The 26,940-nt window shown below is 68.9% G+C and carries 17 protein-coding genes; 1 reads left to right on the forward strand and 16 read right to left on the reverse strand.

All coding sequences use genetic code 11. The annotated features are described in order from the left end of the window. Nucleotides 1-3 precede the first annotated feature (3 nt). Genes VAPA_RS19820 through VAPA_RS19840 form a run of 5 tightly spaced genes read right to left on the reverse strand, consistent with a single transcriptional unit; the run spans nt 4 to nt 4,983 of the window. Nucleotides 4-966 carry a Bug family tripartite tricarboxylate transporter substrate binding protein gene (locus tag VAPA_RS19820; protein WP_021008545.1) on the reverse strand — a complete coding sequence of 321 codons (963 nt, stop codon included), beginning with the start codon at nt 964-966 and terminating at the stop codon, nt 4-6. Nucleotides 967-990: 24 nt separating this feature from the next. After that, entirely contained in the window at nt 991-1,860 is an 870-nt protein-coding gene (locus VAPA_RS19825) for an amidohydrolase family protein (protein WP_021008546.1), read from the reverse strand. 9 nt (nt 1,861-1,869) lie between these two features. Next, nucleotides 1,870-3,063, reverse strand: coding sequence for a CoA transferase (locus VAPA_RS19830; RefSeq protein ID WP_021008547.1), 1,194 nt, complete (start codon nt 3,061-3,063; stop codon nt 1,870-1,872). Between the two features lie 18 nt (nt 3,064-3,081). Beyond that, the gene (locus VAPA_RS19835) at nt 3,082-4,074 is read right to left on the reverse strand and encodes a tripartite tricarboxylate transporter substrate binding protein (RefSeq protein WP_021008548.1); all 993 of its coding nucleotides are present in this window, start codon (nt 4,072-4,074) and stop codon (nt 3,082-3,084) included. A 39-nt stretch (nt 4,075-4,113) separates the two neighbouring features. After that, nucleotides 4,114-4,983 (reverse strand): HpcH/HpaI aldolase/citrate lyase family protein, encoded by an 870-nt coding sequence (locus VAPA_RS19840; RefSeq protein WP_021008549.1) that lies wholly within the window; start codon nt 4,981-4,983, stop codon nt 4,114-4,116. A 77-nt stretch (nt 4,984-5,060) separates the two neighbouring features. Between VAPA_RS19840 and VAPA_RS19845 the strand changes: the two genes are divergently transcribed. Beyond that, a complete protein-coding gene (locus VAPA_RS19845) occupies nt 5,061-5,957 on the forward strand; it encodes a LysR family transcriptional regulator (protein ID WP_021008550.1) in 897 nt (298 codons plus the stop codon). A 48-nt stretch (nt 5,958-6,005) separates the two neighbouring features. Here the strand turns inward: VAPA_RS19845 and VAPA_RS19850 are convergent, their stop codons facing one another. The 11 genes from VAPA_RS19850 to VAPA_RS19900 form a co-directional block, all read right to left on the reverse strand. Further along, a complete protein-coding gene (locus tag VAPA_RS19850; RefSeq protein ID WP_021008551.1) occupies nt 6,006-7,178 on the reverse strand; it encodes a BMP family ABC transporter substrate-binding protein in 1,173 nt (390 codons plus the stop codon). Between the two features lie 49 nt (nt 7,179-7,227). Further along, the gene (locus VAPA_RS19855) at nt 7,228-8,151 is read right to left on the reverse strand and encodes an ABC transporter permease (protein ID WP_021008552.1); all 924 of its coding nucleotides are present in this window, start codon (nt 8,149-8,151) and stop codon (nt 7,228-7,230) included. Between the two features lie 123 nt (nt 8,152-8,274). Next, nucleotides 8,275-9,423: an ABC transporter permease gene (locus VAPA_RS19860; protein ID WP_021008553.1), complete on the reverse strand. Its 1,149-nt coding sequence runs from the start codon at nt 9,421-9,423 to the stop codon at nt 8,275-8,277. Continuing rightward, nucleotides 9,416-10,945, reverse strand: coding sequence for an ABC transporter ATP-binding protein (locus VAPA_RS19865; protein WP_021008554.1), 1,530 nt, complete (start codon nt 10,943-10,945; stop codon nt 9,416-9,418). The genes VAPA_RS19860 and VAPA_RS19865 overlap by 8 nt, the downstream gene beginning before the upstream one ends. Before the next feature lie 100 nt (nt 10,946-11,045). Further along, nucleotides 11,046-12,329, reverse strand: coding sequence for an NCS2 family permease (locus VAPA_RS19870; RefSeq protein WP_196232579.1), 1,284 nt, complete (start codon nt 12,327-12,329; stop codon nt 11,046-11,048). Nucleotides 12,330-12,506: 177 nt separating this feature from the next. Continuing rightward, nucleotides 12,507-13,490, reverse strand: coding sequence for a LysR family transcriptional regulator (locus VAPA_RS19875; protein WP_015866681.1), 984 nt, complete (start codon nt 13,488-13,490; stop codon nt 12,507-12,509). 102 nt (nt 13,491-13,592) lie between these two features. After that, the gene (gene xdhB / locus VAPA_RS19880) at nt 13,593-16,043 is read right to left on the reverse strand and encodes a xanthine dehydrogenase molybdopterin binding subunit (RefSeq protein ID WP_021008556.1); all 2,451 of its coding nucleotides are present in this window, start codon (nt 16,041-16,043) and stop codon (nt 13,593-13,595) included. Nucleotides 16,044-16,045: 2 nt separating this feature from the next. Next, a complete protein-coding gene (gene xdhA, locus VAPA_RS19885) occupies nt 16,046-17,665 on the reverse strand; it encodes a xanthine dehydrogenase small subunit (RefSeq protein ID WP_021008557.1) in 1,620 nt (539 codons plus the stop codon). Between the two features lie 190 nt (nt 17,666-17,855). Further along, nucleotides 17,856-18,065: an MbtH family protein gene (locus VAPA_RS19890; RefSeq protein WP_021008558.1), complete on the reverse strand. Its 210-nt coding sequence runs from the start codon at nt 18,063-18,065 to the stop codon at nt 17,856-17,858. 18 nt (nt 18,066-18,083) lie between these two features. Continuing rightward, a complete protein-coding gene (locus VAPA_RS19895) occupies nt 18,084-19,403 on the reverse strand; it encodes a glycosyltransferase (RefSeq protein ID WP_021008559.1) in 1,320 nt (439 codons plus the stop codon). 18 nt (nt 19,404-19,421) lie between these two features. Next, a complete protein-coding gene (locus tag VAPA_RS19900) occupies nt 19,422-26,918 on the reverse strand; it encodes a non-ribosomal peptide synthetase (RefSeq protein WP_021008560.1) in 7,497 nt (2,498 codons plus the stop codon). Nucleotides 26,919-26,940: the final 22 nt, after the last annotated feature.

Consider the following 26,940-nt stretch of genomic DNA (forward strand, 5'->3'; position numbering starts at 1 on the left):
GAATCAATCGACCCGGATGTTGCGCTCCTTCACCAGCGCGCCCACACGCCCCGTCTCGTTCTGCACGAATTTCGCGAAGGCCTCCGGCGTGGTGCCGGCGGGTTCCAGGCCGAGCTGCAGCAGCTTCTGCTTCACCTGGGGTTCGTTGACCGCCGCCTGCACCGCCTTGCCGAGCCGTTGCACGATGTCGGGCGGCGTGCCCTTGGGAAGAAACACGCCGTTCCACTCGACCACGTTGTAGCCCGGCAGGCCCGACTCCGCGAGCGTCGGCGTGTCGGCCAGGCCGGGCACGCGCTTCGCCGAACTCACGGCCAGTGCGCGCAGCTTGCCCGACTGCACGTAGCCAAGCGTCGACGCCACGTTGCCGAAGTAGGCCGAGACCTGCTCGCCCATCACATCGGTCAGCGCAGGTGCGCCGCCCTTGTAGGGCACGTGCATCAGGCTGACCTTGGCCTGTTCGTTCAGCGCCTCGCCGGCCAGGTGCGAGCCGGTGCCGCCGCCCGCCGAGGCAAAGCTCAGCTTGCCGGGGTTCTTGCGCGCGAAGTCCAGGAACTGCGCCACCGTCTTGTACGGCGCCGTGGCGGGCACGACGAGGATCTGCGGCGCGGTCGCCACCAGAGACACCGGGATGAAGTCTTTCGCAGCATCGAAAGGCAGCTTGCGCAGCGACGGGTTCACCGAGAACGCCGAGGCGTCGTAGAGCACGGTGTAGCCGTCGGCGGGCGCCTTGGCCACGTTGTCCTCGCCGATCACACCGCCCGCGCCCGGCCGGTTGTCGATGACGATCTGCTGGCCGAGCGCGATGCTCATCTGCTGCGCGACGACGCGCGCGGTGTTGTCGGCACCGCCGCCCGCGGCATACGGAACCACCATGCGGATCGGCTTCTCGGGCCATGCGGCCCAGCCCAGCAGGGGAACACAGGCGGCCAGTGCCGCGATCGATTTCAGGATACGTCTCTTCGTCATTCGGTTGTCTCGGTCTTTGTCGTTTCAGGAAAAGTCGTAGAGCAGCGCCGGGTTGTCGACGAGCACGCGGTGGCGCACGGCCTCGTCGGGAACCCATTGGCCCAGCAGGTCGAACAGCACCGCGTCGTCGGGCTTGGGCGCAGGCTCGGTCGGGTGCGGCCAGTCGCTGCCCCACACCACGCGCTCCGGCGCCTGCCGGACCCAGGCCTGCGCGATGGCGCTCGTGTCTGCATAGCCGCCCGCGGCGCCCGTCTTCGAGTCGAGGTAGGCGCCGGACAGCTTGATCCACGTGCGGCCGTTGTCGCGCAGCCGGCTGACGACATCGAACGCGGGATGCGATAGCGCGCCGGGCAGCGGCAGCCGCGCGAGATGGTCGAACACGATCGTGCACGGCAGGCGCGCCAGCAAGTCCGCATGCGCTGCGATCTGGCCGGCGCTCCAATGCAGCTGCACATGCCAGCCCAGGGCATGCACGCGCTGCGCGAGCGGCTCGACCATCGAGAAATCGGTCGTCGCGTTGGCCGGCGTGTAGAGCGTGAAGCGGATGCCGCGGATGCCGCCCGCATGCAGGCGCTCGAGCTCGGCATCGCTCACGTCGGGCCGGACCACCGCGACACCCCGGGTGTGCGCCGAGCCCAGCGCGCGGATCGCATCCAGGGTCACGCTGTTGTCGGTGCCGTGAATGCGCGGCTGCACGACGACCGTGCGCCGCGTGCCGATGCGATGCTGCAGCAGGCGGTAGTCGGCGGCCGTGGCGTTGTCGACCATGGCATCGGGCGACCCGTGGAGCGCGAAGCGGTGGTCGTAGACATGCATATGCGCATCGCACGCACCCTGCGGTGCAACGCTGGCGGGCTTGCGGCTGCCGCTGCTGTGGGAATAGACGGCCTGCATGTGGGTTGCTCAATCGGCCCCGTCCGCTGCCTTGCGCGCCGCCAGCACCGGCCCCGTGTGCTGGCCCAGCGTGGGCGCCGCAAAGGGCTCGGGGCCGGGCGTGCGGCCGAACTGCACCGGCCGGGTGAAGCCGCGGTAGGAGCCGAGCGTGGGATGCGCGAAGTTCGCCACCATGTCTTCGGCCAGCACCTGCTCGTTGTCGAACATGTCCTCGACCGTGCGAGCTGCCGCGCAGGGCACTTCCTCGCCGAACAGTTCTTCCCATTCGAGTGCGGTGCGCGCGGCCAGCGCTTCGCGCAAGCGCGGCACGATCTCGGCGAAATGCTGCGCGCGCTTGCGCACCGAGTCGTAGCGCTCGTCGGCTGCGAACTCGGGCAGGCCCACCTTGTCGCACAGCGCGCGCCAGAAATGCGGCGTGTTGGCCGAGATGTAGAGGTGGCCCTCGCGCGTCGGGTGGATGCCGGTGATGCCGCCGGAGCGCATGTCGCGCCCCACGTCCTTGGGCTCGCCCTCGGCCCACACCATGCGGGCGGACTGCATCGTGAGCGCGGAGCGCAGGAGCGAGACGCCGACGAACTGGCCCTGGCCGCTCTTCTCGCGCTCGTACAGCGCCGAGGCCACGCCGGCGGCCACCAGCGCGGCCGCGTAGTAGTCGACCACCGAGCCATAGATGATCTCGGGCGGCTCGCCGCGCTTGCCCTGCAGTGCGCACATGCCGGTCATGGTCTGCAGCACCTGGTCGTAGCCCGCCTTCTCGCGCAGCGGCCCGGTCTCGCCGTAGCCCGTGAGGCTGCAATAGATCAGGCGCGGGTTGACGGCCTTCAGCTGTTCGTAGGCAATGCCCAGCCGCGGCGGCACGCTGGGCCGGAAGTTGTGCACCAGCACGTCGGCCATGCGCACCAGCGCCATCAGCGCGGCAAGGTCGTCTGCCTTCTTCAGGTCGAGCACCACGCCGAGCTTGCTGCGGTTCACGCCGATGAAGGCGCGGCTCTCGGCCTCGAGCGTTGACGGATATTTGCGCAGGTTGTCGCCCGTGGGCGGCTCGATCTTGATGACTTCGGCGCCCTGGTCGGCCAGCAGCGAGCAGCCGTACGGGCCCGCGATGTAGGCACTGAGGTCGAGCACGCGCAGGCCGCTGAGCGGGCCGGTGGGGCCGCTGCGTACGGGCAGGCGTGCGTCGTCGTTCGGGGCGTCGAAGCTCATGGATCGGTTCCTTCTTCCTCAGTCGGCAGTGATGTTCTGTTGTTTCGCCAGCTTCTTCCAGCGCTCGACGTCCTCGGCGATCACCGCGGCGAACTGCTTTGGCGCGAGCGGCGTGGCAATGGCGCCTTCGCGCAGGAAGTTGGCCGCGATCTCGGGCTTGGCCAGGATCTTGTTGACCGTGGCGTTGAGCTTGGCAACCACGTCGGACGGCGTGCCAGCCGGCGCCAGCAGGCCCCACCAGAGTTCGAACTCGTAGCCCGGCACGGCGGTGGACATCGGAATGAGCTCGGGCGCAATCGGGCTCGGCTTCAGGCTCGTGATGCCCACGGCGCGCAGCTTGCCCGCGCGCACCATCGGCAGCAGCGAAGGGCCGCTGGAGATCAGCAGCTGCGTCTGGTTGCCGACCAGGTCGGTCACGGCCGGGCCCATGCCCTTGTACGGGATGTGCGTGATCTGCATGTCGCCGACCTTGGCCTTGAGCAGCTCGGTGCCGAACTGGTTGACGCTGCCCGAGCCGGACGATGCGTAGTTGTACTGCCCCGGCTTGGCCTTGATGGCAGCGATCAGCTCGGCCGGCGTCCTGGCGGGAAACTCGTTGTTCACCGCGACGATGAAGGGGCCCTTGGCGAACATCGCCACCGGCGCCAGCCCGTTGATCGGATCGAACGGCAGCTTGGACTGCACGGCCGCGTTGGTCGTCATGCTCGAGGACACCGCCACCAGCGTGTAGCCGTCGGGCGCGGCCTTGGCGACCTGTCCGGTGCCGGTGTTGCCGCTCGCGCCGGGGCGGTTGTCGATGATCACCGGCTGCTTGAGCTCGTCGCCCAGTTCCTTGGCCACCTGGCGCGCGAAGGTGTCGTTCGAGCCGCCCGCCGGATAGGGCACCACGATGGTGATGGCCTTGCTCGGGTAGGCCGCGGTCTGCGCGAACGCGCCGCCGCTCAACAGCAAGCCGCCGGCGAAGGCGGCCACTGCGAGCGCGCGCAGGCGAAGGGGCGAGGGAATGTGCATCTGTCTTGTCTCCTGGTTTTATTTGAAACAGCGAAAGGCTCAGCCCGGCAGCAGGCCGAGGCTGCGCGCGCTCGCGACGATGGCGCGTGCGCGGATCACGAAGGGAATGTCGATCATCTTTCCGTCCACCACATAGGCGCCCACGCCGCCGGCGTCGGCCACGCCGGTGGCCTCGACCACCTTGCATGCGTGCGCGATTTCCTCGTCGGTGGGACGGAACACCTCGTTGGCGATCGCGATCTGGCTCGGGTGGATGCAGGTCTTTCCGAGGAAGCCGAGGTTGCGCGCCAGCATGGCTTCGGCGCGGAATCCATCGGCGTCGCGGATGTCCGCGAACGCGCCGTCGCAGGCATAGACGCCCGCCTCGCCCGCCGCCATGCGCACCGCGAACATCGCCTGCTGGATCGCGGCCGGCTCGCGCCGCGCGATGCCCAGCGGCTCGAACAGGTCACCCAGGCCCAACTGCAGCCCCGCCACGCGCGGATGCGCGAGGGCGAGCTCGGCCGCAGTGCGCAAGGCCGCGGGTGCCTCGATGTTCAGCAGCAGGCCGATGGGCGTGGCCACGCCGTTGGCGCGCTCGGCGCGCTCGATCGCCTCGACCGCGGCGCGCACGTGGGCCGGACTTTCGGGCTTGGGGATGTTGATCAGGTGCACGCCTGGCTGGGCCACCGCCGCAACGTCGTCCGCGAAATGCGGCGTGTCCATCGCGTTGACGCGAACGATCACGGTCTTGCCCGACGCGGCCGTGCCGCCGCCGTGCAACAACTGCCGCACGGCGTCGCGCGCCTCGCCCTTGCGCGGTTCGGACACCGCGTCTTCCAGGTCGAAACAGACGCCATCGGCCGCGCCGCCCAGCGCCTTGGCGAACAGCTCGGGGCGCGTTCCGGGAACGAAGAGTTTGCTTCTCATGCGCCGCAGTGTGTGCGGTTCACGAGATCGGAAAAACACACGCCCCCTATGATCAGATGATAGAAAATCTATCTTTCATGGAAACAGCCTATCTGCAAAGCTTTCTTCTGGTGGTGGAGTCGGGCTCCATGTCGGAAGCCGCGCGCCGCCTCGACCTGACGCCCGCGGCCGTGGCGCAGCAGATCCGCACGCTGGAGCGCGAACTCGGCGCGCCGCTGCTGGCCCGCGCCGGCCGCACGGTGCAGCCCACCGAGGCGGGACACCAGCTGGTGCAGCGGGCGCGCAACCTGCTGCGCGAGGTGGGCGACATCAAGGCGCTGCTCGGCAGCGACGCGGCCGGCGGCGAGCTGCTGGTCGGCACCATCAACACGGCCATCCACAGCCTGCTGCCGGACATCCTCGCGCGCTTCGTGAAGACGCATCCCGGCGTCAAGGTGTTCCTGCAGTCGGGCACCACGGCCACGCTCTACAAGGCGGTGCAGCAGGGCGACCTCGACGCGGCCGTGTGCCTCTACCCGCCCTATGTGCTCGCCAAGACCTTCGACTGGTCGCTGCTGCGCGAGGAGCCGCTGGTGCTGCTGGCGCCCAGCCGCCTCGCGCGGCGCGATCCGCACGAGCTGCTGCGGACCTCGCCGCTGATCCGCTACGACCGCAACCTGGGCGGCGGCAAGCAGGCCGACCGCTACCTGCGCACCGCGGGCATCGTGCCGCAGGAGCGCTTCGAACTCAGCTCGCTGCTGGCGATTGCCATGATGGTCGACCGCGGCCTGGGCGTCTCGCTGGTGCCCGACATCGCCTCGCCGCTGCTCGACGGCCAGCGCGTGGCGAAGATTGCGCTGCCGCTGCCTTCGGAGCCGCGGCGCTTCGGCGTCCTGTGGCAGCGCGCATCGCCGCGCCTGCGATTGATCCAGGGCCTTGTCGACAGCGCGCGGATGGTGACCGAAGGGAAGCCGCGCGGCGCGAACCACAAATGAAAAGGGCCGCCCGCAGGCGACCCTTCATACGCGCAGGCGCGCAGCGGTTTACTTCTTGTCGCCGCCGGGAACCTTGCCTTCCACGCCCTTGACATAGAAGTTCACGCCCGACAGGAACTTGTCGTCGGCCACGGCATCCTTGGCGACCACTTCCTTGCCGTCCTGGCCCAGGATCGGGCCCTTCCAGATCACGAAGCTGCCGTCCTTCAGGCCCTTCTTCACTGCCTCGACCTTGGCCTTGGTTTCGGCCGGCACGTCCTCGGCGATCGAGACGATGTCGATGGCGCCTTCCTTCACGCCCCACCAGCTCTGGCCCGTGGCCCACTTGCCGTCGAGCGCGTCCTGCGTGGCCTTGATGTAGTACGGCGCCCAGTTGATGGTGGCCGAGGCCAGGTGGGCCTTGGGACCGTAGGCGGTCATGTCGGAATCCCAGCCGAAGGCGCGCTTGCCCTTTTCCTGCGCGGTCTTGAGCACGGCCGGCGAGTCGGTGTTCTGGAACAGCACGTCGGCGCCGCCGTTGATGAGGGCGGTGGCGGCTTCGGTTTCCTTCGGCGGGCTGAACCATTCGTTCACCCACACCACCTTGGTGGTGATCTTCGGGTTGACCGACTGCGCGCCCAGCGTGAAGCTGTTGATGTTGCGCAGCACCTCGGGAATCGGCACCGAGCCGACCACGCCGAGCGTGTTGCTCTTGGTCATGGCACCGGCAATGACGCCGGCCATGTAGGCGCCTTCGTAGGTGCGGCTGTCGTAGGTGCGCATGTTCTCGGCGGTCTTGTAGCCGGTGGCATGCTCGAACTTCACGTCCTTGCTGTCGGCGGCCACCTTGAGCATCGGCTCCATGTAGCCGAAGGTGGTGCCGAAGATCAGCTTGTTGCCCTGCCCGACCATGTCGCGGAACACGCGCTCGGCGTCGGCGCCCTCGGGCACGCTCTCGACGAAGGTGGTCTTGATCTTGTCGCCGAATTCCTTCTCGAGCGCCTTGCGGCCGTTGTCGTGCGCGAAGGTCCAGCCGCCGTCGCCCACCGGGCCGATGTATGCGAATGCGATGTTGAGCGGCGCCGCCGGTGCCGGTGCGGCGGCAGCGGGTGCCGGCGCCGGTGCGGGGGTTGCAGCCGGTGCAGCCGCTTCCTCTTTCTTGCCGCAGCCGATCAGGGCCGCCGAAGCGACCGCCGTGAGGGCGGCCAGCTTGAGCAGGGAGCGCTTGTTCAGATCATTCATTGTCGGAAATCCTCAAAAAGGACAGGTTGGCGGAAATCGAGAAGCGAGATTATGAGCCGGGGTAGAACGGTTTTCCGATCGAGGCGGGCATGTTGATGCGAATGAAGGCCGGGTTGCGCGAGATCAGCGCCAGCACCACGATGGGCGCGATGTATTGCAGCATGCTGAGGAACTGCGGCGGCACGTCGACGCCGCTGCTCTGCAGGTGGAAGCCCAGCATCGAGACGCCGCCGAACAGGTAGGCGCCCAGCAGCACGCGGATCGGCCGCCAGGTGGCGAAGGTGGTGAGCGCCAGCGCGATCCAGCCGCGGCCCGCGACCATGCCTTCGACCCACAGCGGCGTGTAGACGGTAGAGAGGTACGCTCCCGCCAGGCCGCACAGCGCGCCGCCCGCGATCACCGCCATGAAGCGGATGCGCCGCACCGGATAGCCGAGCGCATGCGCCGATTCGGGCGATTCGCCCACCGACCGCAGCACCAGCCCGGCGCGGGTGCGGTAGAGAAACCAGATCAGCCCGAAGGTCAGGACAACCGCGAAATACACCATGGGGTGGTGGCGGAAAAGCGCAGGTCCGGCGAGCGGAATGTCGCCGAGCACCGGCACCGCGTACGACACGCTCTCGGGCAGCTTGGCCTGCACGAAGCTGATGCCCACGAAGGCGGAGAAGCCGACGCCGAACAGGCTGAGCGCGAGGCCGGTGGCGTACTGGTTGGTGTTGAGCCAGATCACCAGCACGCCGAAGAAGGCGGCAAGCAAGGCACCCGCCGCCATGCCGGCCAGGAAGCCGAGCCAGGGGTTGTGCGTGATGACGACCGTCGCAAAGCCGGCAATGGCGGCGCAGAGCATCATGCCCTCGGCGCCGAGATTGACGATGCCGGCCTTCTCGTTGATGAGCAGGCCCAGTGCCGCGATGGCGAGCACGGTGCCGGCGCTCAACGTCGAGCCGAGCAGGAGTGCGTAGCTGTCAAACATGTTGCTCGCCCCCAAGCTGCGCGGCACTACGTGTCCGCTTCGCCAACCCGCTACCGGGGGCAACACCAGCGGCCCGGCAAAGCCGGTTCCGCGGTGTTCCTGGAAGTGAATTCATCGTGTGCTTCATGTGGACTCCGTGGAACGCACGATCGGCGCGGTCAAAGGCGTGCTGGCTTGCAGCGAACTCGTCGTCATCGTGGAGGCCACCGCCTTCGCAGCGGCCTTGCGGCGGATGCGATAGGCGATGAGCGTGTCGCAGGCCAAGAGCGTGAAGAGCAAGAGGCCCTGGAACACGCCGGTCAGCGACTTGGGCAGGCCCAGGCGCGACTGCGCGAGCTCGCCGCCGATGTAGAACATGCTCATGAGGATGGCCGAGAACACCATGCCCACCGGATGCAGCCGGCCGACGAAGGCCACGATGATGGCCGCGAAGCCGTAGCCCGCCGGCACGTACGGCGTGAGCTGGCCGAGCGGGCCGGCGACTTCGAGCGCACCGGCCAGGCCCGCCGCGCCGCCCGAGGTCAGCAGCGCGATCCACACCGCGCGGCGCGCCGAGAAGCCCGCATAGCGCGCGGCCGCCGGCGCAAGCCCGCCGACCTGCTGCGCAAAGCCTGCGCGCGTGCGGAACAGGAACACCCAGAGCGCGCCCACCCCCAGCAGCGCGATGATCAGCCCGATGCTCACGCGCGAACCCTTGAAGAGCCGCGGAATCTGCGTCACGGCCTCGAAGGTCTTCGATTGCGGAAAGTTGTAGCCCTGCGGATCCTTCCAGGGGCCGAACACCATGTAGCCCAGCAGCAGCGTGGCCACGTACACCAGCATCAGGCTCACGAGGATTTCGTTGGCGTTGAACCGGTCGCGCAGGAAGGCCACGATGCCGGCCCACACCATGCCGCCGACGGTGCCCGCGACCAGGATGGCCGCAACGATCCACGAACCCGTGGTCTTGTCGGCCATCAGCGCGACGCCGCCCGCGGCGATGGCGCCGAACACGAACTGGCCTTCGGCGCCGATGTTCCAGACGTTGGAGCGGAAGCACACCGCCAGCCCGAGCGCGATGATGAGCAGCGGCGTGGCCTTGATCGTCAGCTCGCCGATCGCATAGCCGCTCTTGATCGGTTCGTAGAAGAACACCAGCAGGCCCTTGACCGGGTCCTTGCCGAGCGCGGCGAACAGCGCCACGCCGATCAGCACGGTGATCAGCAGCGCGAGGATCGGCGAGGCAAAGGTCCAGAAGCGCGACAGCTCCGGGCGGGGTTCGAGCTTAAGCATGGGTCGCCTCCTTGTTGTTGTTCTTCTCCTCCCAAAGGCCACTCATCCATTCTCCGATCTGCGGCAGCGTGGCGGCCGCGCGGTCGATGGATGGCGACAGCCGGCCCTTGGCGATCACGTGCAGCCGGTCGCTGATGTCGAACAGCTCGTCGAGCTCCTCGCTGACCACCAGCACCGCGCAGCCGACGTCGCGCAGCGCAAGGATTTCGCCGCGGATCAGCGCGGCCGCGCCCACGTCCACGCCCCAGGTCGGCTGCGAGACGATAAAGAGCTTGGGGTTGGCGTCGATCTCACGGCCGACGATGTATTTCTGCAGGTTGCCGCCCGAGAGCGAGCGCGCCGCGGCATTCGGGCCGCCAGCCTTGACGTTGAAGCGCTCGATGATGGCCCTGGCATGCTTTTCGAGCGCCGCCGTGCGGATCCAGCCACCCTTGCCCACCGCGTTGCCGCGCGTGAGCAGCAGGTTGTGCGCGAGCCCGAGCGTGGGCACGGCGCCGCGGCCCAGCCGCTCCTCGGGCACGAAATGCAGGCCCATCGCGCGCCGCGCGCGCGGCCGCAGCCGGCCTGCCGGCTTGCCGAACACCTGCACCATCGCGGGCTCGGCGCGCACGTCTTCGCCCGAAAGCGTGTAGAGCAGTTCCTTCTGCCCGTTGCCGGACACGCCCGCAATGCCGACCACCTCGCCGGCACGCACCTCGAACGAGATGCCGTCGAGATCGACACCGAACTGGTCCTCGCGCGCCAGCGTGAGCCCGTTCACGCGCAACGCCACCGCGCCCGCATGCACCGGCCGGTGCTGCAGGGGCGGCGGCTCGCTGCCAATCATCAGCCGCGAGAGCGACTCGTTGCTTTCGTTCTGCGGATTGCACACGCCCGTGACCTTGCCGCCGCACAGCACCGTGCAGGCCGTGCACAGCTCGCGGATCTCGTGCAGCTTGTGGCTGATGTAGAGGATGCTGCAGCCCTCCGACGCCAGCTTGTTGAGCACGCCGAAGAGCTTGACCACCGCCTGCGGCGTGAGCACCGAGGTGGGTTCGTCGAGGATCAGCAGCTTGGGGTTGGTGAGCAGCGCGCGGATGATTTCCACACGCTGCATCTCGCCCACCGACAGCGTGTGCACCGGCCGCGAGGGATCGATGTCGAGCCCGTATTCGCTGGCCTTGGCCGTGATGCTGCGCGCCACTTCGGCCAGCTGCAGCGACTTGTCCAGGCCCAGCCACACGTTCTCGGCCACGGTGAGCGTGTCGAACAGGCTGAAATGCTGGAACACCATGCTGATGCCCAGCGCCCTCGCCTGCTGCGGGTTGCGCAGGATGACGGGCTGGCCGTCGAAGGTGACCGTGCCTTCGTCGGGCTTGACCGAGCCGTAGATGATCTTCATCAGGGTCGATTTGCCGGCGCCGTTCTCGCCGAGCACGGCATGGATCTCGCCGGGCGCCACGGCCAGCGAGATGTCGCTGTTCGCCACCACCGCGGGATAGCGCTTGGTGATGTTCGCGAGCTGGAGTCTGGGGGTTGTCATGCCGGGTTTCGTGGGTTTTGTCTCGTTCAACAGCAACAAGCGGGGACAGCTATAAGTTTAATAGCGTCCCCGCATCCATCGGCACCCGACGGCGCTCCCCTCAGTGTCCTCCTACATAGGCGAACTTGAACAGGAAAATCGCCGCGATCACCCACACCATGACATGCACTTCCCGTGCCCGGCCGGTGAAGAGCTTGAGCACCGCGTAGGTGATGAAGCCGAAGGCCAGGCCATTGGCGATCGAGTAGGTGAAAGGCATGGCCAGCGCGGTCACGGCCGCGGGGATCACCTCGGTGGTGTCTTCCCAGTCGAGCTCGACGAGGTCGCGCAGCATCAGGCAGCCCACGAACAGCAGCGCCGGTGCGGTGGCATAGGCCGGCACCGAGCCCGCGAGCGGCGAGATCATCAGGCAGGCGAGGAACAGCCCCGCCACCACCACGGCCGTGAGGCCGGTGCGCCCGCCCGCCTGCACGCCGGCCGCGCTTTCCACGTACGCCGTGGTGCTCGAGGTGCCGAGCAGCGAGCCCGCGAAGATCGCGCCGCTGTCGGCCAGCAGCGCCTTGTTCATGCGCTCCATCTTGCCGGGCACCAGCAGGCCGGCGCGCTTGGCCACGCCCATCAGCGTGCCGGTGGCGTCGAACATCTCGACCAGGAAGAACACCAGCACCACGTTCAGGATGCCGCCCTTGAGCGCGCCCATGATGTCGAGCTGCATGAAGGTGGGCGCAATGGATGGCGGCGCATCGAACACGCCATGGAACTTGTTGCCGCCGAAGAAGAACGACAGCACCGTCACCAGCAGGATGCCGATCAGGATGGCGCCGCGCACCTTGAGCCGGTCGAGCGCCACGATGACCAGGAAGCCCAGCGTGGCCAGCACCACCGGTGCCGAGTGCAGGTCGCCCAGCGTGACGAAGGTGGCTGGCGAGGCGGCGACGACACCCGCGCTCTTGAGCGCGATGAGCGCCAGGAACATGCCGATGCCCACGGTGATCGCCGTTCGCAGCGACTGCGGTATGCCCTGGATGAAAAGCTCCCGCAGCCCCGTGACCGTGACAATCAGGAACAGGCAGCCCGAGATGAACACCGCGCCCAGCGCGATCTGCCACGTGTAGCCCATGCCCAGCACCACCACGTAGGCGAAGTAGGCGTTGAGCCCCATGCCCGGCGCCATCGCGATCGGGTAGTTGGCATACAGGCCCATGATCAGCGTGCCCAGCGCTGCGATCAGGCAGGTGGCCACGAAGACCGCACCCTTGGGCATGCCCGCGTCGCCGAGGATCGACGGGTTCACGAAGATGATGTAGGCCATCGTCAGGAAGGTGGTGAGCCCTGCGATGACTTCGGTACGCACCGTGGTGTTGTGCTCGGTCAGCTTGAACATGCGTTCAAGCCAGTTCGTGCCCTGCGGCGCGCTGCGCGCGGCTGTCCCCGAGGCGTGGGGATCGGTGACCTTGGGCACCTCTTCAAACCTGTTCATGTCGCTTGTCTCCAGCTGTTGTATGTGGCGGTTCGTTCAAACGTTGCCTCGGCCGCGACGCCGGCGCGGCCGAAGGATTCGTCAAGGCGGGTCGGGGGCCTCGGCCGCGAAGGCCCGTGAGGCCGGTGTGGTGAAGGCGGGCCGCAGCGACGCCGCCACGTCCTTGATGCATTCGCGCAGCCAGCGCGCGGAACTCGACGAATGGGTGCGCTCGTGCCAGAGCTGGTAGTACATGAGGCGCGGCAGCGCCACCGGGCATTCGAGGATCTTCACCGGCAGCCGCGCGGCAAAGCGCTCGCAGTACTGGCGCCCGGTGGTGAGCACCAGGAGGCTCGAGGCCACCATGTCCGGGATCAGGCTGAAGTGCGCGCAGCGCGCCGTGATGTTGCGCTGCCGTCCGAGCTCGTCGAGCATCTGGTCGATGATGCCGCGCCCGCCCGGGTGCATGGGCGTGGGCGCGATGTGCTCGGCCGCGAGCCAGGTCTCCAGGTCCCAGCCGCGGCGCACGGCCGGGTGGTCCTGGTTGACCAGCGACACCACCTCGTCGCCGAAGAGCCGCGCCATGTGCAGGTCTTCCGGCGGCTTGAGCCAGTTGCCGATCACCAGGTCGACCTGGCCGAGCGCCAGATGGCCGTGGTAGTCCGAATCGGGCGTGAGCGCGTGGATTTCGATCTGGCACAGCGGCGCCTCGCGCTTCACGTGCGCCACCAGCATCGGCAGGAACAGCGGGTCCATGTAGTCGCTCGCTGCGATGCGGAAGGTGGTGGCCGCCGACTGCGGCTCGAAGCCGCGCGCATCGGAGAACAGCATCTCGGCGGCGCGCAGGATGCTCGCGGCGGGCTCGATCATCCGCAGCCCCGCATCGGTCGGCACCATGCCCGAACCCGAGCGCACCAGGAGCGGGTCGCCCGAGAGTTCGCGCAGCCGCTTCAGCGCGGCCGAGACGGCCGGCTGGTACATGCCCAGGCGAATGGCGGCGCGCGAGACACTGCGGTCGGTCAGCACGGTGTGAAGCACCCTGATGAGATGAAGATCGATCTTGTCGAACAGCGCTTGATCACGCATGACGTTCCCCCCCGGCAAAGCCGGTTCCGCGGTGTTTCGCGAAGGGAATCAGGGCGTAGGGCATTGGAAGGACTTTGGACATGCGCCAAAGTCTACGAGTGACTATGCGGACTGGACGGCGGTGATGGCGCGAAGAATCGACTCGCTCGTGGCCGGTGCCTTCAGCGGCGGATCGACCCTGTGGCCGCCGGCCGCCGACACCGCATCGCGGATCGCGAAGAACACCGAGAACGGCAGCAGGAGCGGCGGCTCGCCCACGGCCTTGCTGCGGTGGATCGAGTCCTCGAAGTTCTGGCCTTCGAACAGGCGCACGTTGAAGACGGGCGGGCAGTCGTTGGCGGTCGGGATCTTGTAGGTGCTGGGAGCGTGCGTGGTGAGCATGCCGCTTTGCGGATGCCACACCAGCTCCTCGGTGGTGAGCCAGCCCATGCCCTGGATGAAGGCGCCTTCGACCTGGCCGATGTCCACGGCCGGGTTCAGCGACTTGCCCGCGTCGTGCAGGATGTCGGCGCGCAAGAGCTTCCATTCGCCGGTGAGCGTGTCGACGATCACCTCGCTCACCGCCGCGCCGTAGGCGTAGTAGTAGAACGGGCGGCCCTGCATCTTGTCCTTGTCCCAGCTGAGGCCGGGCGTGGCGTAGAAGCCGTCGGACCACAGCTGCTTGCGGTCGAGATACGCCTCGCCCACCACGGTGCTGAAGGCCAGCGAGCGGCCATTGACCTCGACCTTGTCGTTGGCAAAGCGCACTTCGCTCGCCTTGCCGCCGTGGCGCTCGGCCGCGCTCTCGGCCAGGCGCTCGCGGATCTGGCGCGCGGCATCCTGCGCGGCCTTGCCGTTGAGGTCGGCGCCGGTCGATGCGGCCGTGGCCGAGGTGTTCGCCACCTTGGTGGTGTCGGTCGCGGTCACGCGCACGCGCTCGAAGCTCACGCCCAGCTCGTGCGCCACCACCTGCGCCACCTTGGTGTTGAGGCCCTGCCCCATCTCGGTTCCGCCGTGGTTCACGAGGATCGATCCGTCGGTGTACACATGCACCAGCGCGCCGGCCTGGTTGAAGTGCTTGACGTTGAACGAAATGCCGAACTTGAGCGGCGCGAGCGCGAGGCCGCGCTTGAGCACCACGCTCTTCTGGTTGAAGGCTGCGATCTCTTCGCGCCGCGCACGGTAGCCGCTGCTGATTTCGAGGTCGGCCACCAGTTCGTGGACGATGTTGTCGGTCACGGTCTGGCGGTAGGGCGTGACGTTGTTCTCCGCCTTGCCGTAGAAGTTGACGCGCCGCACGTCGAGCGGATCGCGCTTCAGTTCCCTCGCCACCGAGTCCATGATGTTCTCGATGGCAATGGCGCCCTGCGGGCCGCCGAAGCCGCGGAACGCGGTGTTGCTCTGCGTGTTGGTCTTGCCCGAGTAGCCGTGCATGGCCACGTTGGGCAGCCAGTAGGCGTTGTCGAAGTGGCACAGCGCGCGCGTCATCACCGGGCCCGACAAGTCGGCCGAGTGGCCAGCGCGCGAGACCATGGTGATTTCCGCGCCGAGGATGCGGCCCTCGTCGTCGTAGCCCACCTCGTACTCGTACCAGAAGCAGTGGCGCCGGCCGGTGATCATGAAATCGTCGTCGCGGTCGAGCCTGAGCTTGACCGGGCGCTGCAGCTGCCGCGCCGCGATGGCCGCCACGCAGGCGAACAGCGCCGATTGCGATTCCTTGCCGCCGAAGCCGCCGCCCATGCGCCGGCATTCCACGTGCACTTCGTTCGACTGCAGATGCAGCGCGTGCGCCACCAGGTGCTGCATCTCGCTCGGGTGCTGCGTCGAGCAGTGGATGTGCAGCGCGCCGCCTTCCTTGGGAATGGCGTAGCTGATCTGGCCTTCCAGATAGAACTGCTCCTGCCCGCCCACGTCGAGCGTGGCGGTGTGGCGGTGCGGTGCCTTGGCGATGGCCGCGCGCACGGCTGCCTCGTCGCCCTCGTTGGCCGAGCCGCCGCTGCGCACGATGTGCATCGGCGGCACCACGTACTGGCCGCGCGCATGCGCATCCTGCGGCGTGAGCACGGGCGGCTGCGCCTCGATGGTCATCGCCTCCTTGGCCCTGGAAGCGGCGCGGCGCGCGGCCTCGCGCGTCTCGGCGATCACGGCGAACACGGGCTGGCCGAGATAGCGGATCTCGCCGCCGTCCTTCACCGGCAAGAGAATCGGGTCGTCGTGGACGATCGAACCGCAGTCGTTGGTGCCGGGAATGTCGTCGGCCGTGAGCACCGTGACCACGCCGGGCATCGCGCGGATGGCGTCGAGCGACAGCGCCGTGACGCGGCCGTTGGCGGCCGGCGACAGGCCGAGCGCGCAGTGCAGCGTGCCGGTGAGTTCCGGAATGTCGTCGATGTAGGTCGCTTCGCCGGCCACGTGCAGGTGCGCCGATTCGTGCGGCCGGCTGATGCCGACGCGTGCGCCGAGGTCGTGCGCAAGCGCTTCGGCCGCCGGGTCGATGCGGGCAGCCGTGTTGGTCAGGTAGTCGGCAAAGGCCTCGGCGGGCTGCAGCAGGCGGGCGTCGATGGGTTTGTTCATGGTCAAGCTCCTTCGGCCGCGGCTTTGACCGCGGCATGCGGCATCACGCTCCAGACGCTGGTCTCTTCGAGCGACAGCGCGTCTTCGGCGCGCGTTTCGAGCCAGAGGCGCTGGATCAGGTTCTGCGCCACCTGCAGCCGGTAGTCGGCCGAGGCGCGCATGTCCGACAGCGGCTTGAAGTCCTGCGCGAGCGCGAGTCTGGCGGCGGCGACGCTGGCCTGCGTCCACGGCTTGCCGACGAGCGCCGCTTCGGCATTTGCGGCGCGCTTGACGGTGGCGGCCATGCCGCCAAAGGCCAGGCGCACGGCCTTCACCGTGTCGCTGCCCGGCTCCAGATCGATCGCGAAGCCTGCGCACAGGGCAGAGATGTCGCAGTCGAAACGCTTGCTGATCTTGTAGGCGCGCACCTGGCGGCGCATGGCGGCCAGCGGAACCGCGAGCCCCTGCACGAACTCGCCGGGCTGCAGCTGGTTCTTCATGTAGTCGATGTAGAAATCGGGCAGCGGCATGCGGCGCACCGCGTCGCCGCGGCGCAGCTCGATCTCGGCGTCCAGCGACATCAGCACCGGCGGCGAATCGCCGATGGGCGAGCCGTTGGCCACGTTGCCGCCCATGGTGCCGGCATGGCGGATCGGCGGCGAGGCGAAGCGCAACCACACGTCCGTGAGGCTCGGCACGCGCTGCACCAGGGCTTCGAAGGCGGCTTCGAGCGAGGCGCCGGCGCCGATGTAGAGCTCCCCCCCTTCGTCGTTCTGCCGGGTCTCGATGGTCTTCATCTCGGCCACGTCGCCCACGTAGATGATGTCGCCGAGGTCGCGGAACTGCTTGTTGACCCAGAGGCCGACGTCGGTCGAGCCGGCCAGCAGCTGGGCGCGCGGCTTCTGCTCGCGCAGCGCGGCGAGCTGGGCGATGGTCCTGGGGGCGTGGAAGTGGTCGATGCGGGCGCCGAGCGGCGCCGCGTAGTCCAGGCCATCGTTCTGCAAGGCGGTGAGCGCCGCCACCACGGGCTTCGTGTCGAGCCGCACGGCCGGCAGGTCGAACATGCGCTGGCCCGCATCGAGGATCGGCCGGTAGCCGGTGCAGCGGCAGAGGTTGCCCGAGAGCTCGTCGGCCAGCTGCTGGCGCGTGGGCTGCGTGCCCTCGGCCTGGTGGTGCTCGTAGGCGGACCACAGCGACATCACGAAGCCCGGCGTGCAGAAGCCGCATTGCGAGCCATGGCAGTCGACCATCGCCTGCTGCACGGGGTGCAGCGTGTGGACGGCATGCTTCCTGTTGTCCTGCGGTTGGGCGGCCGCGCACTGCGCCTTCAGGTCCTCGACCGTGAACAGCGCCTTGCCATGAAGCGCGGGCAAAAACTGGATGCAGGCGTTGACCGTCTGCAGCTGCAGCCCGCCGACCGTGCCCGGCGCGTTGGCGTCGCTGGCCAGTTCGCCGATCACGACGGTGCAGGCGCCGCAGTCGCCCTCGTTGCAGCCCTCCTTGGTGCCGGTGCAGTGCGCGTCCTCGCGCAGCCAGTCGAGCACCGAACGGGTCGGATGGACGCCGCTGACGTCGACGATCCTGCCGCGGTGGAAGAAGCGGACGGGTTGCGTGTTGTTGTTGCTGCTGCTCTCTGTGCTCATGCTCTTTGGCCTCGTGGGCGGCTCGGTTTCCCGGCCAAGCCTGGACGTTAGCCGCTTGTGCCAGTGCCCACATACCGCAGGAGCCATATTGCGTATGTGGACGCGGGTATGCGACCTAGGGGGAAACCCTCGAGAGCGAGAGCAATTCCCGGGCCATGGGCGTGCGCACCCATGGCGGGAGCGGGTGCCGTCAGCCGCCGCCGGCGGCCACCAGCGAGCGCGGCCGCATGTCGACCCAGTTCGCTTCGATGAATGCGTCGCAGGCGGCCCGGTCGGTCGCTGCCAGCGCCACCTGCCAGCCGGCGGGTACGGCGATGAAGGCGGGCCACAGCGAGTGCTGCCCCTCGTGGTTCACCAGCACCAGAAAGCTGGCGTTCTTGTCGTCGAACGGGTTGCTCATGTCGATTTCCTTGGGCGTTCAAGCCATTTCCGCGGATGCGGGGGTGGTGCGGCGCAGCGCCGCCAGCGCTTCGGCGATACCGGCGAGCGCGTGATGGCGCGCGAAATCCTCGCGCAATGCGGCCGCGCGCTGCCGGTAGCTGGATTCGCCCAGCACCTTGCGCACGGCGTCGCCGATCTGGCGCGCGCCCGGCTGGCCGGTGCCCAGGTTGATGCCCGCCCCCGACCAGGCCACGCGCGCGGCGATCTCGGGTTTCTCCTCGCTGGTTCCGGCCACCACCAGCGGCACGCCAAGGCTCAGCGCATGGTTGACCGAGCCGTAGCCGCCGTTGGTGACCATCGCGTGCACCTTGGGCAGCAGCCGGTCGTAGGGCAGGAACGGCAGCACGCGGGCATTGGCGGGCAGGTTCGCAGCCAGCGCAGGCGGCACCGGACCGCCGGTGGTGGCGATGACGAGGACGTTGCCGTCGCCCGCCAGCGCCTGCAGGGTCGGGCCGATCAGCTGCGCCGGGTTCTGGTTGGCCAGCGTGCCCTGCGTCACCAGCACGACCGAGCGGCCGTCGTCCAGTTCGTGCCACCAGTCGGGCGGCGTGAAGCCGCGGCTGGCGGGCGCGAGCAGCGGGCCGACGAAGCGCACCGATGCGGGCAGGTCGCTGCGCGGGTATTCGAAGGAAGGCGCGGTGAGCTGCAGGTACAGGTCCGGCAGCTTGACCATCGCATCGACGAAGAACTCCGGCAGCGCCGGCGAACCCGAGCGCGCCAGCAAGCCGTCGAAGTGGCGCTGCACCTCGCCGAACATCGCCTGCTTGAGGTTGGCGTTCATCGCCCGGTTGCGCGCGCGCCCTTCCGGCGTGCTCGACGGCGCCAGCGCGGTACCGAAGAAGGCGGTGTCGCAGCTGGACAGCGGCAGCGCCGAGATGCCGATGGCGACGACGGCCGGACGCTCTTCGCGCGGCCCCAGCAGCAGCGGGAAGGTGCCGCAGAACATCGTGTCGACCAGGATGGCATCGGCCTCGAACCCGTCGAGGATCGAACGCAGCCCCGCGTGCTGCGCGGCCATGGCGCCGGCAAAGAAATGCTTGAGGCCGAAGCACAGCTGCGCATGTGCGGACGACAGGCGCTGGCGCTCGGGAAAGCGCTTGTCGAGGTCGCGGTAGTCGTAATCGATCGCGGGTGCGAACGGCGTGAAGCCTGCGCCGGTGGCTTCGGCCTGCGCCCTGAACTGGCTCGCGGTGTGCACCCGCACCTCGTGCCCGAGGCCCACGAGGTGCTGCGCGATCGCCAGCATCGGCAACACGTGCCCCGGCAGGGCGGTGGCGGCGATGAGATAGCTTGCCATTTGCGTTCTTGCTCCTCTCTATGAAGTGGTGGTTTCCGCGGCGCGGCGCGCCTTGGTGTCGATGCCCAGGTCGACGAAGTAGCGCTGCAGCAGCTCGCGATCCACCGGGCGGATCGGCGCGCCGATGGCTGCGAGCTGCGCATGCGTGGCCGCGCCGCTCACCTGCGGCGGCGTGGCCGTGGTGTCGTAGCGGTCGAGAATCGCCAGCACCGCGGCCAGGTCGCGGTCGTGCCCGGTGGCCAGCCGCGCGTGCGCGCGCTGCAGCCAGGGCTCGAGCCCCACCGGCTCCAGGCGCATGCCCATCCGCTCGAAGACCGGCGGAATGTCGCGCACCCGCAGTGCCTCCTGGCTCATCAAATGGAACACCTGGCCCCACGAGGCCTCCTGCCCCGCCAGGCCGAGAATGGCGCGCACCACGTCGTCCACCGGCGTGAGGTTGAGCGGCAGGTCCATGTCGGGAATCGCTTCCAGGTCGGCGTAGAGGTGCGCCACGCGCCAGATCAGGTCGTCGGCATTGCAGATCGCATGCGCGTGGTCGCCGGTGACTGCCCCCAGCCGGTAGATCGCCACCGGCATGCCCCGCGCCTGCGCCTCGCGGGCCAGCGCATCGCCGACCCACTTGCTCTGGCTGTAGCCGTCGACCAGCCCGCTCCACGAGGCCAGCGCCGATTGCTCGGTGATGGTGTCTTCCTTGTTGTTCTGGTCGATCACCGCGAGCGTGGAGACGTAGTGCATGCTCTTCGCGCGGCCTTGCGCCGTCCATTCGAGCAGCGTGACCACGCTGTCGACGTTCGCGGGCTTCAGGCTCGCATAGGGATGCAGGAAGTCGACCTGCGCGGCGCAGTGGTAGAGGGCGTCGCAGCCGTCCCGCACCAGCTGCACGGCGCTGTCGTCGAGGCCCAGGCGCGGCTTGCCGAGGTCGCCGGTCACCACCTTGATGCGCGCGTCGTCCCACACCGCGCCCAGCCGGCGCTGGGCCAGCGTGCGCTTCAGCCGAAGCTCGCCCGCCTGCTCGTCCTCGGCGCGCACGTGGCACACCACGCAGGCCGTGGTGTCGCGCAGCAGCGCGGCCAGCAGGTGGCTGCCGACGAAGCCGCTGGCGCCGGTGAGGAACACGCGCTTCGCAGCCAGCATCGGCGCCGTGCTCTGCGGGCGGATGTGCGCGGGCAGGTCGAGTTCGCGCGACAGGTCCAGTGCCTCGGCCCCACCGCCGGCGTTGTCGTCGATCCATGCGGCCAGCTCGGCAATCGAGGGGCGGTTGTAGACCTCGGCATGCGGAAAGTCCGCGCGCACCTGCTGGCGGATGCGCATGCCGAGCTGTATGGCCATCAGCGAATGCCCGCCGATCTCGAAGAAGTTGTCGTGGATGCCGATGCGCTCCAGCTGCAGCGTTTCCGCCCACAGCCCCGCGAGCAGCCTCTCGGTGGCCGTGCGCGGTTCCACGTACTGCGCACCGGCCTGCGGCTCTCCGGGCGCGGGCAGCGCCTTGCGGTCGAGCTTGCCGCTCTGGGTCAGCGGCAGCGACGGCAGGTGCACGAAGGCCGAGGGCACCATGTAGTCGGGCAGCGCCTTCGCCATGTGCGCGCGCAGCTCGACCGGCTGCGGATCGGATGCGGCGGCGAAGTACGCCACCAGGCGTTTGTCGCCCGGCACGTCCTCGCGCACGACCACGGCCGCCTGCGTCACCTGCGGATGCTTCAGCAGCACCGATTCGATCTCGCCGGGCTCGATGCGGAAGCCGCGGATCTTCACCTGCTGGTCGGCGCGGCCCAGGAAATCGAGGCTGCCGTCGCTGCGCCAGCGCGCGAGGTCGCCACTGCGGTACATGCGGCTGCCGGGCTCGCCGAAGGGGTTGGCGATGAAGCGTTCGGCGCTCAGCACGGGCCGCTTCAGATAGCCGCGCGCCACGCCGCTGCCGGCGATGTACAGCTCGCCCGCGACACCGGGCGGCACCGACCGCAGGCTGTCGTCGAGCACATACATCCGCGTGTTCCAGACCGACTGGCCGATGGAGGGCGGCTCCTTTGCATTCATCGGCGCGCTCATGCTCGCGCAGATGGTGATTTCGGTTGGGCCGTAGGCGTTGATCATGCGGCGGCCCGGCGACCAGCGCGCGGCCAGCGCGGCGGGGCAGGCGTCGCCGCCCACCACCAGCGTTTGCAGCTGCGGAAATTCGCCGTGCGGCAAGGTGGCCAGCGCGGCGGGCGGAATCAGCGCATGGCTGACGGCCTGCCTTTCGAGCAGGTCAGCCAGGTCCGTGCCCAGCAGCTGCTGCACCGCCGGCACCACCAGCGCGGCGCCGGCGTAGAAGGCCATCAGCTGGTCCATCACGGAAGCATCGAAGCCGCTGGAGGAAAACTGCAGCACGCGCGAATCGGGCGTGATCGCAAGCCGCTCCATCATGGCGGCGCCCAGGCTGCCCAGGCCCGCATGCGGCACCACCACGCCCTTGGGCACGCCGGTGGAGCCGGAGGTGTAGATAACGTAGGCGGCCTCCCGAGGATCGGCAGCTTGCGCTGGCGCCGGATGATCGTCCGGCTGGATCGCCAGCGCGGCGACCGTCCCGTCGCCGTCGAGCGCCATGCAGTGCGGCACGCCGGCCAGTTGCGGCAGGAGCGCGGCATGGGTCAGCACGGCGGCGGGCGCCGCTTCCTCGAACACGAAGGCGCTGCGCCCGGCCATGTGGCCCGGGTCGATGGGCAGGTAGGCCGCGCCGGCCTTGACGATGGCCAGGTGCGCTACCACGAGGTCGAGCGAACGCGGCAGCACCGTCGCCACGATGGCGCCGGCACCGATGCCCCGGCCGCGCAGCAGGTGCGCGAGCCGGTTGGCGCGCAGGTCGAGCTCGGCATAGCTCACCGTCGCGCCGTCCAGCACCACCGCCGCGGCATGCGGTCGCTCGGCGGCATGGGCCTGCACCATGGCGGCCAGCGTGAGCGGCGCCAGCTCGCGCGTGCGGCCGCTCCAGTCCTCCAGCAGACGCCTGTGCTCCTCGCCGCTCAGGATGGCCAGGCTGCCGATGGGCTCGTCGGGCGCATCGCACGCCTCTTCCAGCAGGCGCGCGAGCCGCGCCGCGATGGCTTCGACCGTGTCGCGGTCGAACAGGTCGGTGCTGTACTGGATGCCGCCGGCAATGCCGCCCGGCAGGCCGTCGGCGCCGCGCTGCTCGTCGAGGATGAAGGACAGGTCGAACTTCGCGGTGTCCACGGCCACCGGCTGCGGCGTGATCGACAGGCCCGGCAGGCTGAAGGACAGCCGGTTGCGGCCCTGCTGGAAGCCCAGCATGACTTGGAACAGCGGCAGGTTGGCGCCCGAGCGGCCCGGCCGCAGCAGCTCCACGATGCGGTCGTACGGGAACTCCTGGTTCGCATAAGCCGCCAGGTTGGTGGTGCGCACCCGCGCGATCAGCTCGCGCAGGCTCGGCTGCCCCGAAAGGTCGGTGCGCAGCACCAGCGCGTTGACGAAGCAGCCGATCAGCTCGTCCAGCGCATGATCGCTGCGCCCGGCCACCGGCGTGCCGATGGCGATGTCGTCGCCGGCCCCCAGCCGGTGCAGCAGCCCCGCGAGCGCGGCCTGCAGCACCATGAAGACGCTGGCCTGGCCGTCGCGCGCCAGCTGCAGCATGCGTTCGTGCACGCGCGGCGCGATCTGCATCGGCACCACGTCGCCGCGGTAGCTGGGAACCGCCGGATGCGGGCGGTCGACGGGCAGGCTCAGCCGCTCGGGCAGGTCGCGCAGGGTCTCGCGCCAGAACTCGCGCTGGCGCCCGGCCATGCTGTCGGGGTCGTCTTCGCTGCCGAGCAGTTCGTGCTGCCACAGTGCGTAGTCGGCATATTGCAGCGGCAGCGGCGCCCAGCCCGGCGCCTTGCCTTCGCAGCGTGCGGCATAGGCCACGCTCAGGTCGCGCGCCAGCGGCAGCAGCGAGGCGCCGTCGCCGACGATGTGGTGCGTCAGGAGCAGCAGCACGTGCTCGTCGGCGGCCAGCTTGAACAGGTGCGTGCGCAGAGGCGGCGTGGTGCCGAGCGCGAAGCCGCGGTGCGCCGCGGCATGCAGCTGCGCGGCGATGTCGTCCTCGCTGCTGTCGGCTTCGATCACCGCCGGCCGCGCCTGCGCACCACCGAGGATGTGCTGGTAGGGCAGCCCGTCCTCGTTCGGATAGATGGTGCGCAGGCTCTCGTGGCGCTGCACCAGGTCACCCAGCGCCTCGTGCAGCGCCGCGCGGTCCAGCACACCGGACAGGCGCAGGGCCAGCGGCATGTTGTAGGCCGGGTTGCCTTCCTCGAGCTGGTTCATCAGCCACAGGCGGCGCTGCGCGAACGACAGCGGAATGCGCGCCGGGCGCGGCATCGGCACGATGCTGGGGCGCGCCACCGTCTCCTGGTCGAGCAGTTCCGCAAGGCCGGCGATGGTGGAGACCTGGAACAGCGTGTCCAGCGGCAGGTCGATCATGAACTGCTGCCGGATCATCGAGATCAGCTGCACGATCATCAGCGAGTGCCCGCCGAGCTCGAAGAAGTTGTCGTGGACGCCCACGCGCGGCAGGTGCAGCGTCTCGGCCCAGAGCCCGGCCAGGATCTTTTCGGTGGGCGTGCGGGGCGCAGCGTACGGCGTGGCGGCCTGCAACTCGGGCGCCGGCAGCGCCTTGCGGTCGAGCTTGCCGCTGGGGCCGAGCGGCAGCGCCGGCAGGCTCATGAAGGCCGAGGGCACCATGTACTCGGGCAAGGCGTGCGCCAGGTGCGTGCGCAGCTCGGCGGCCTGCGGGTCGGCCGCATCCACGGCAACCACGTAGGCGACGAGGCGCTTCTCGCCCGGTGCGTCCTCGCGTGCAACCACCGCGGCCTGCGCCACCTGCGGGTGCTTCAGCAGCACCGATTCGATCTCGCCCGGCTCGATGCGCAGGCCGCGGATCTTCACCTGCTGGTCGGCGCGGCCCAGGAAGTCGAGGCTGCCGTCGCTGCGCCAGCGTGCGAGGTCGCCGCTGCGGTACATGCGGCTGCCGGCCTCGCCATGCGGGTTGGCAATGAAGCGTTCGGCGCTCAGCAGCGGTCGCTTCAGGTAACCGCGCGCCAAGCCGATGCCGGCGATGTAGAGCTCGCCGGTCACGCCCGGCGGCACAGGCTGCAGGCCGCTGTCCAGCACATGCATCTGCGTGTTCCAGATCGGGCGGCCGATAGGAACGCTCACCGATGCCGCCACGGTTTGCGGCTCGCGCGGGCATTCCCACGAGGTCACGTCGACGGCGGCCTCGGTCGGCCCGTAGAGGTTGTGCAGCTCGCAGGACAGGCGCTGCTGGAATTGCGACACCAGCGCGGGCGACAAGGCTTCGCCGCTGCAGATCACGCGTCGCAGCGTGGTGCACGCGGACGCGGCGGGCTCGCGCAGGAAGACCTCGAGCATCGACGGCACGAAGTGGATCGTGGTGATGCCTTCGCTGGCGATCAGCCCGGCCAGGTAGGCCGCATCCTTGTGGCCGCCCGGCTTCGCGAGCACCAGCGCGGCGCCGTCGATCAACGGCCAGAAGAATTCCCAGACCGACACGTCGAAGCTCGAAGGCGTCTTCTGCAGCACGCGGTCGTCGGCCCGCAGGCCGTAGCGGTGCTGCATCCAGCGCAGGCGATTGGCGATGGCGCGGTGCGACACCACCGCGCCCTTCGGCGTTCCGGTGGAGCCCGAGGTGTAGATCACATAGGCCGGATGCGAAGGGTCGATCGCGATGCCGGGATCGGTGTCATCGCAACTCGCCAGATCCGCAATCGTTTGCGCTTCATCGAGCAGCAGTTTCGGGGCATCGCCCGGCAGTGTCTCCGCGAGCGCCGTGGTCGTGACGAGGCACACCGGCTGCGCGTCGCCGAGCATGAAGGCGATGCGGTCCTGCGGAAAGTCCGGGTCGACCGGCAGGTAGGCGGCGCCCGTCTTCAGCGTGGCCAGCAGGGCCACCATCAGCTCCATCGAGCGCGGAATGGCCAGGGCCACGGTGCGCTCCGGCGCTGCACCGCGCGCGCGCAGCAGATGCGCGAGCCGGTTGGCGCGGCGGTTCAGCTCGTCGTTGCGCATGGCCTCGCCTTCGAAGCGCAGCGCAATGCCTTGCGGGTTGGCTGCAAGCTGGGCCTCGATCAATGCGGTGAGATGGGTGGCGGGCGCCGGGTGCGCCGTGTCGTTCCAGTCCACCAGCAGTTGCCTGCGTTCGTCGGCACTCAGCAGGTCGACGTGGCCGACGGCCTGCTCCGGCTCGCGGATCACCGCGGCCACGAAGGCGAGCAGGCGGCGCTGGTGATCGGCCAGGCCTTCTGCGCTGTGCACCGCGGGGTTGGCATCGAAGTCGATCTGCAGGTCCTGCCCGTTGCCGCGTTCGTACAGGAAGATGCCCAGGTCCTCGGCCGTGCCGTTCGACAGGTTGCGCGGCATGGCAGCATGGCCGGCAAAACGGAAGTCGTAGTCGAAGGGCTCGACGTTGACTACCGTGGTGAACAGCTGCCGGTTGGCGACCAGCATGTTGAGATCGCTGCGCAGGTGCTCGTAGCGGTAGCTCTGGTGCCGCAGGATCTGCCGCATCTGCCGGCCGACCTCGCGGATCAGTTCCGGGATCGGCAGGTCCGCGCGCATTGCAAGGCGCAGCGGCAGTGCGTTGGCCACCATCGCCGGTACGCGCCGCATGCGGTCGTTGTGGCGCGCCGTGACCGGAATACCGATCACCATGTCCTCGATGCCGGTGGCGCGGTACAGGTAGGCCGCGGTGGTGGCGATGAGGATCTGCGGCAGCGTGGTCCCGAGGTCTTGCGCAATGGCCTGCAAGGCCTGCACGCTGGCGGCCGGCAGGTGCACGGTCTGGCGCAGCAGGCCGCCGATGTTGACGGAACGCTGCGAAGCCAGGCTCAGCGGATCCGGTGCATCGCCGAAGCGCTCGACCCAGTACTGGCGGTCGCGCGGGAAGCGGCCCGAGGCGCGGTAGGCGTTGTCTTCCTCGGCCAGCTGCGAGATCGGCGCCAGGCGCGATTCGTCGGGCACCGCCGCGCTGCCGGCGGCCATGGCGCTGTAGACGTCCGCGAAGCGGCGCGCAATGAGGCCGCCACCGAAGCCGTCGAGCACGATGTGGTGGCTGCGGTGGTACCAGATGTGGCGCACGGGCGAGAGCCGGATCAGCGCGGACAGCCACAGCGGCCCCTTCTCCAGGTCGATGTTGCGCGTGAAGTCGGCGCGCATCCAGCGCTCGGCCTCGGCCTGCGCATCGCTCCGGCCGCTCAGGTCGAGGTAGGGGATCTCGCCGGTGAAGGCGGGCGCCACGACTTGGCGCGGCCCTTCGCCCGTGTCGAGAAAACTCAGCCGCGTGGCTTCGGCTTCATCGGCCACCTGGCGCATGGCGGCAAGGAAGATGGCGGGGTCGATGGGGCCATCGATCTCGATGGCTTCGGCGAGATTGAAGTTGGTGTCGGGCGACGCGAACTTTGCGCCGAGCCACATCGCCATCTGACCCGAGGTCAGGGGCGCGGTGCGGCCCAGGTGATCGGCGGTAGTCATGCATTTCTCCAAGTCTTGAATG

Origin of the sequence: Variovorax paradoxus B4, from assembly GCF_000463015.1 — a bacterium.
In the GTDB taxonomy this organism is placed as follows: Bacteria; Pseudomonadota; Gammaproteobacteria; order Burkholderiales; family Burkholderiaceae_C; genus Variovorax; species Variovorax paradoxus_E.

Bases quoted from the DNA above. Each gene is read 5' to 3' on its own strand.
- VAPA_RS19830 (WP_021008547.1), bottom strand. From the start codon at position 3,063: ATGAGCTTCGACGCCCCGAACGACGACGCACGCCTGCCCGTACGCAGC.
- VAPA_RS19865 (WP_021008554.1), bottom strand. From the start codon at position 10,945: ATGACAACCCCCAGACTCCAGCTCGCGAACATCACCAAGCGCTATCCC.
- VAPA_RS19850 (WP_021008551.1), bottom strand. From the start codon at position 7,178: ATGAATGATCTGAACAAGCGCTCCCTGCTCAAGCTGGCCGCCCTCACG.
- VAPA_RS19860 (WP_021008553.1), bottom strand. From the start codon at position 9,423: ATGCTTAAGCTCGAACCCCGCCCGGAGCTGTCGCGCTTCTGGACCTTT.
- VAPA_RS19895 (WP_021008559.1), bottom strand. From the start codon at position 19,403: ATGGCAAGCTATCTCATCGCCGCCACCGCCCTGCCGGGGCACGTGTTG.
- xdhA (WP_021008557.1), bottom strand. From the start codon at position 17,665: ATGAGCACAGAGAGCAGCAGCAACAACAACACGCAACCCGTCCGCTTC.
- VAPA_RS19840 (WP_021008549.1), bottom strand. From the start codon at position 4,983: ATGAGAAGCAAACTCTTCGTTCCCGGAACGCGCCCCGAGCTGTTCGCC.
- VAPA_RS19820 (WP_021008545.1), bottom strand. From the start codon at position 966: ATGACGAAGAGACGTATCCTGAAATCGATCGCGGCACTGGCCGCCTGT.
- VAPA_RS19875 (WP_015866681.1), bottom strand. From the start codon at position 13,490: ATGCGTGATCAAGCGCTGTTCGACAAGATCGATCTTCATCTCATCAGG.
- xdhB (WP_021008556.1), bottom strand. From the start codon at position 16,043: ATGAACAAACCCATCGACGCCCGCCTGCTGCAGCCCGCCGAGGCCTTT.
- VAPA_RS19890 (WP_021008558.1), bottom strand. From the start codon at position 18,065: ATGAGCAACCCGTTCGACGACAAGAACGCCAGCTTTCTGGTGCTGGTG.
- VAPA_RS19835 (WP_021008548.1), bottom strand. From the start codon at position 4,074: ATGCACATTCCCTCGCCCCTTCGCCTGCGCGCGCTCGCAGTGGCCGCC.
- VAPA_RS19855 (WP_021008552.1), bottom strand. From the start codon at position 8,151: ATGTTTGACAGCTACGCACTCCTGCTCGGCTCGACGTTGAGCGCCGGC.
- VAPA_RS19900 (WP_021008560.1), bottom strand. From the start codon at position 26,918: ATGACTACCGCCGATCACCTGGGCCGCACCGCGCCCCTGACCTCGGGT.
- VAPA_RS19870 (WP_196232579.1), bottom strand. From the start codon at position 12,329: ATGTTCAAGCTGACCGAGCACAACACCACGGTGCGTACCGAAGTCATC.
- VAPA_RS19845 (WP_021008550.1), top strand. From the start codon at position 5,061: ATGGAAACAGCCTATCTGCAAAGCTTTCTTCTGGTGGTGGAGTCGGGC.
- VAPA_RS19825 (WP_021008546.1), bottom strand. From the start codon at position 1,860: ATGCAGGCCGTCTATTCCCACAGCAGCGGCAGCCGCAAGCCCGCCAGC.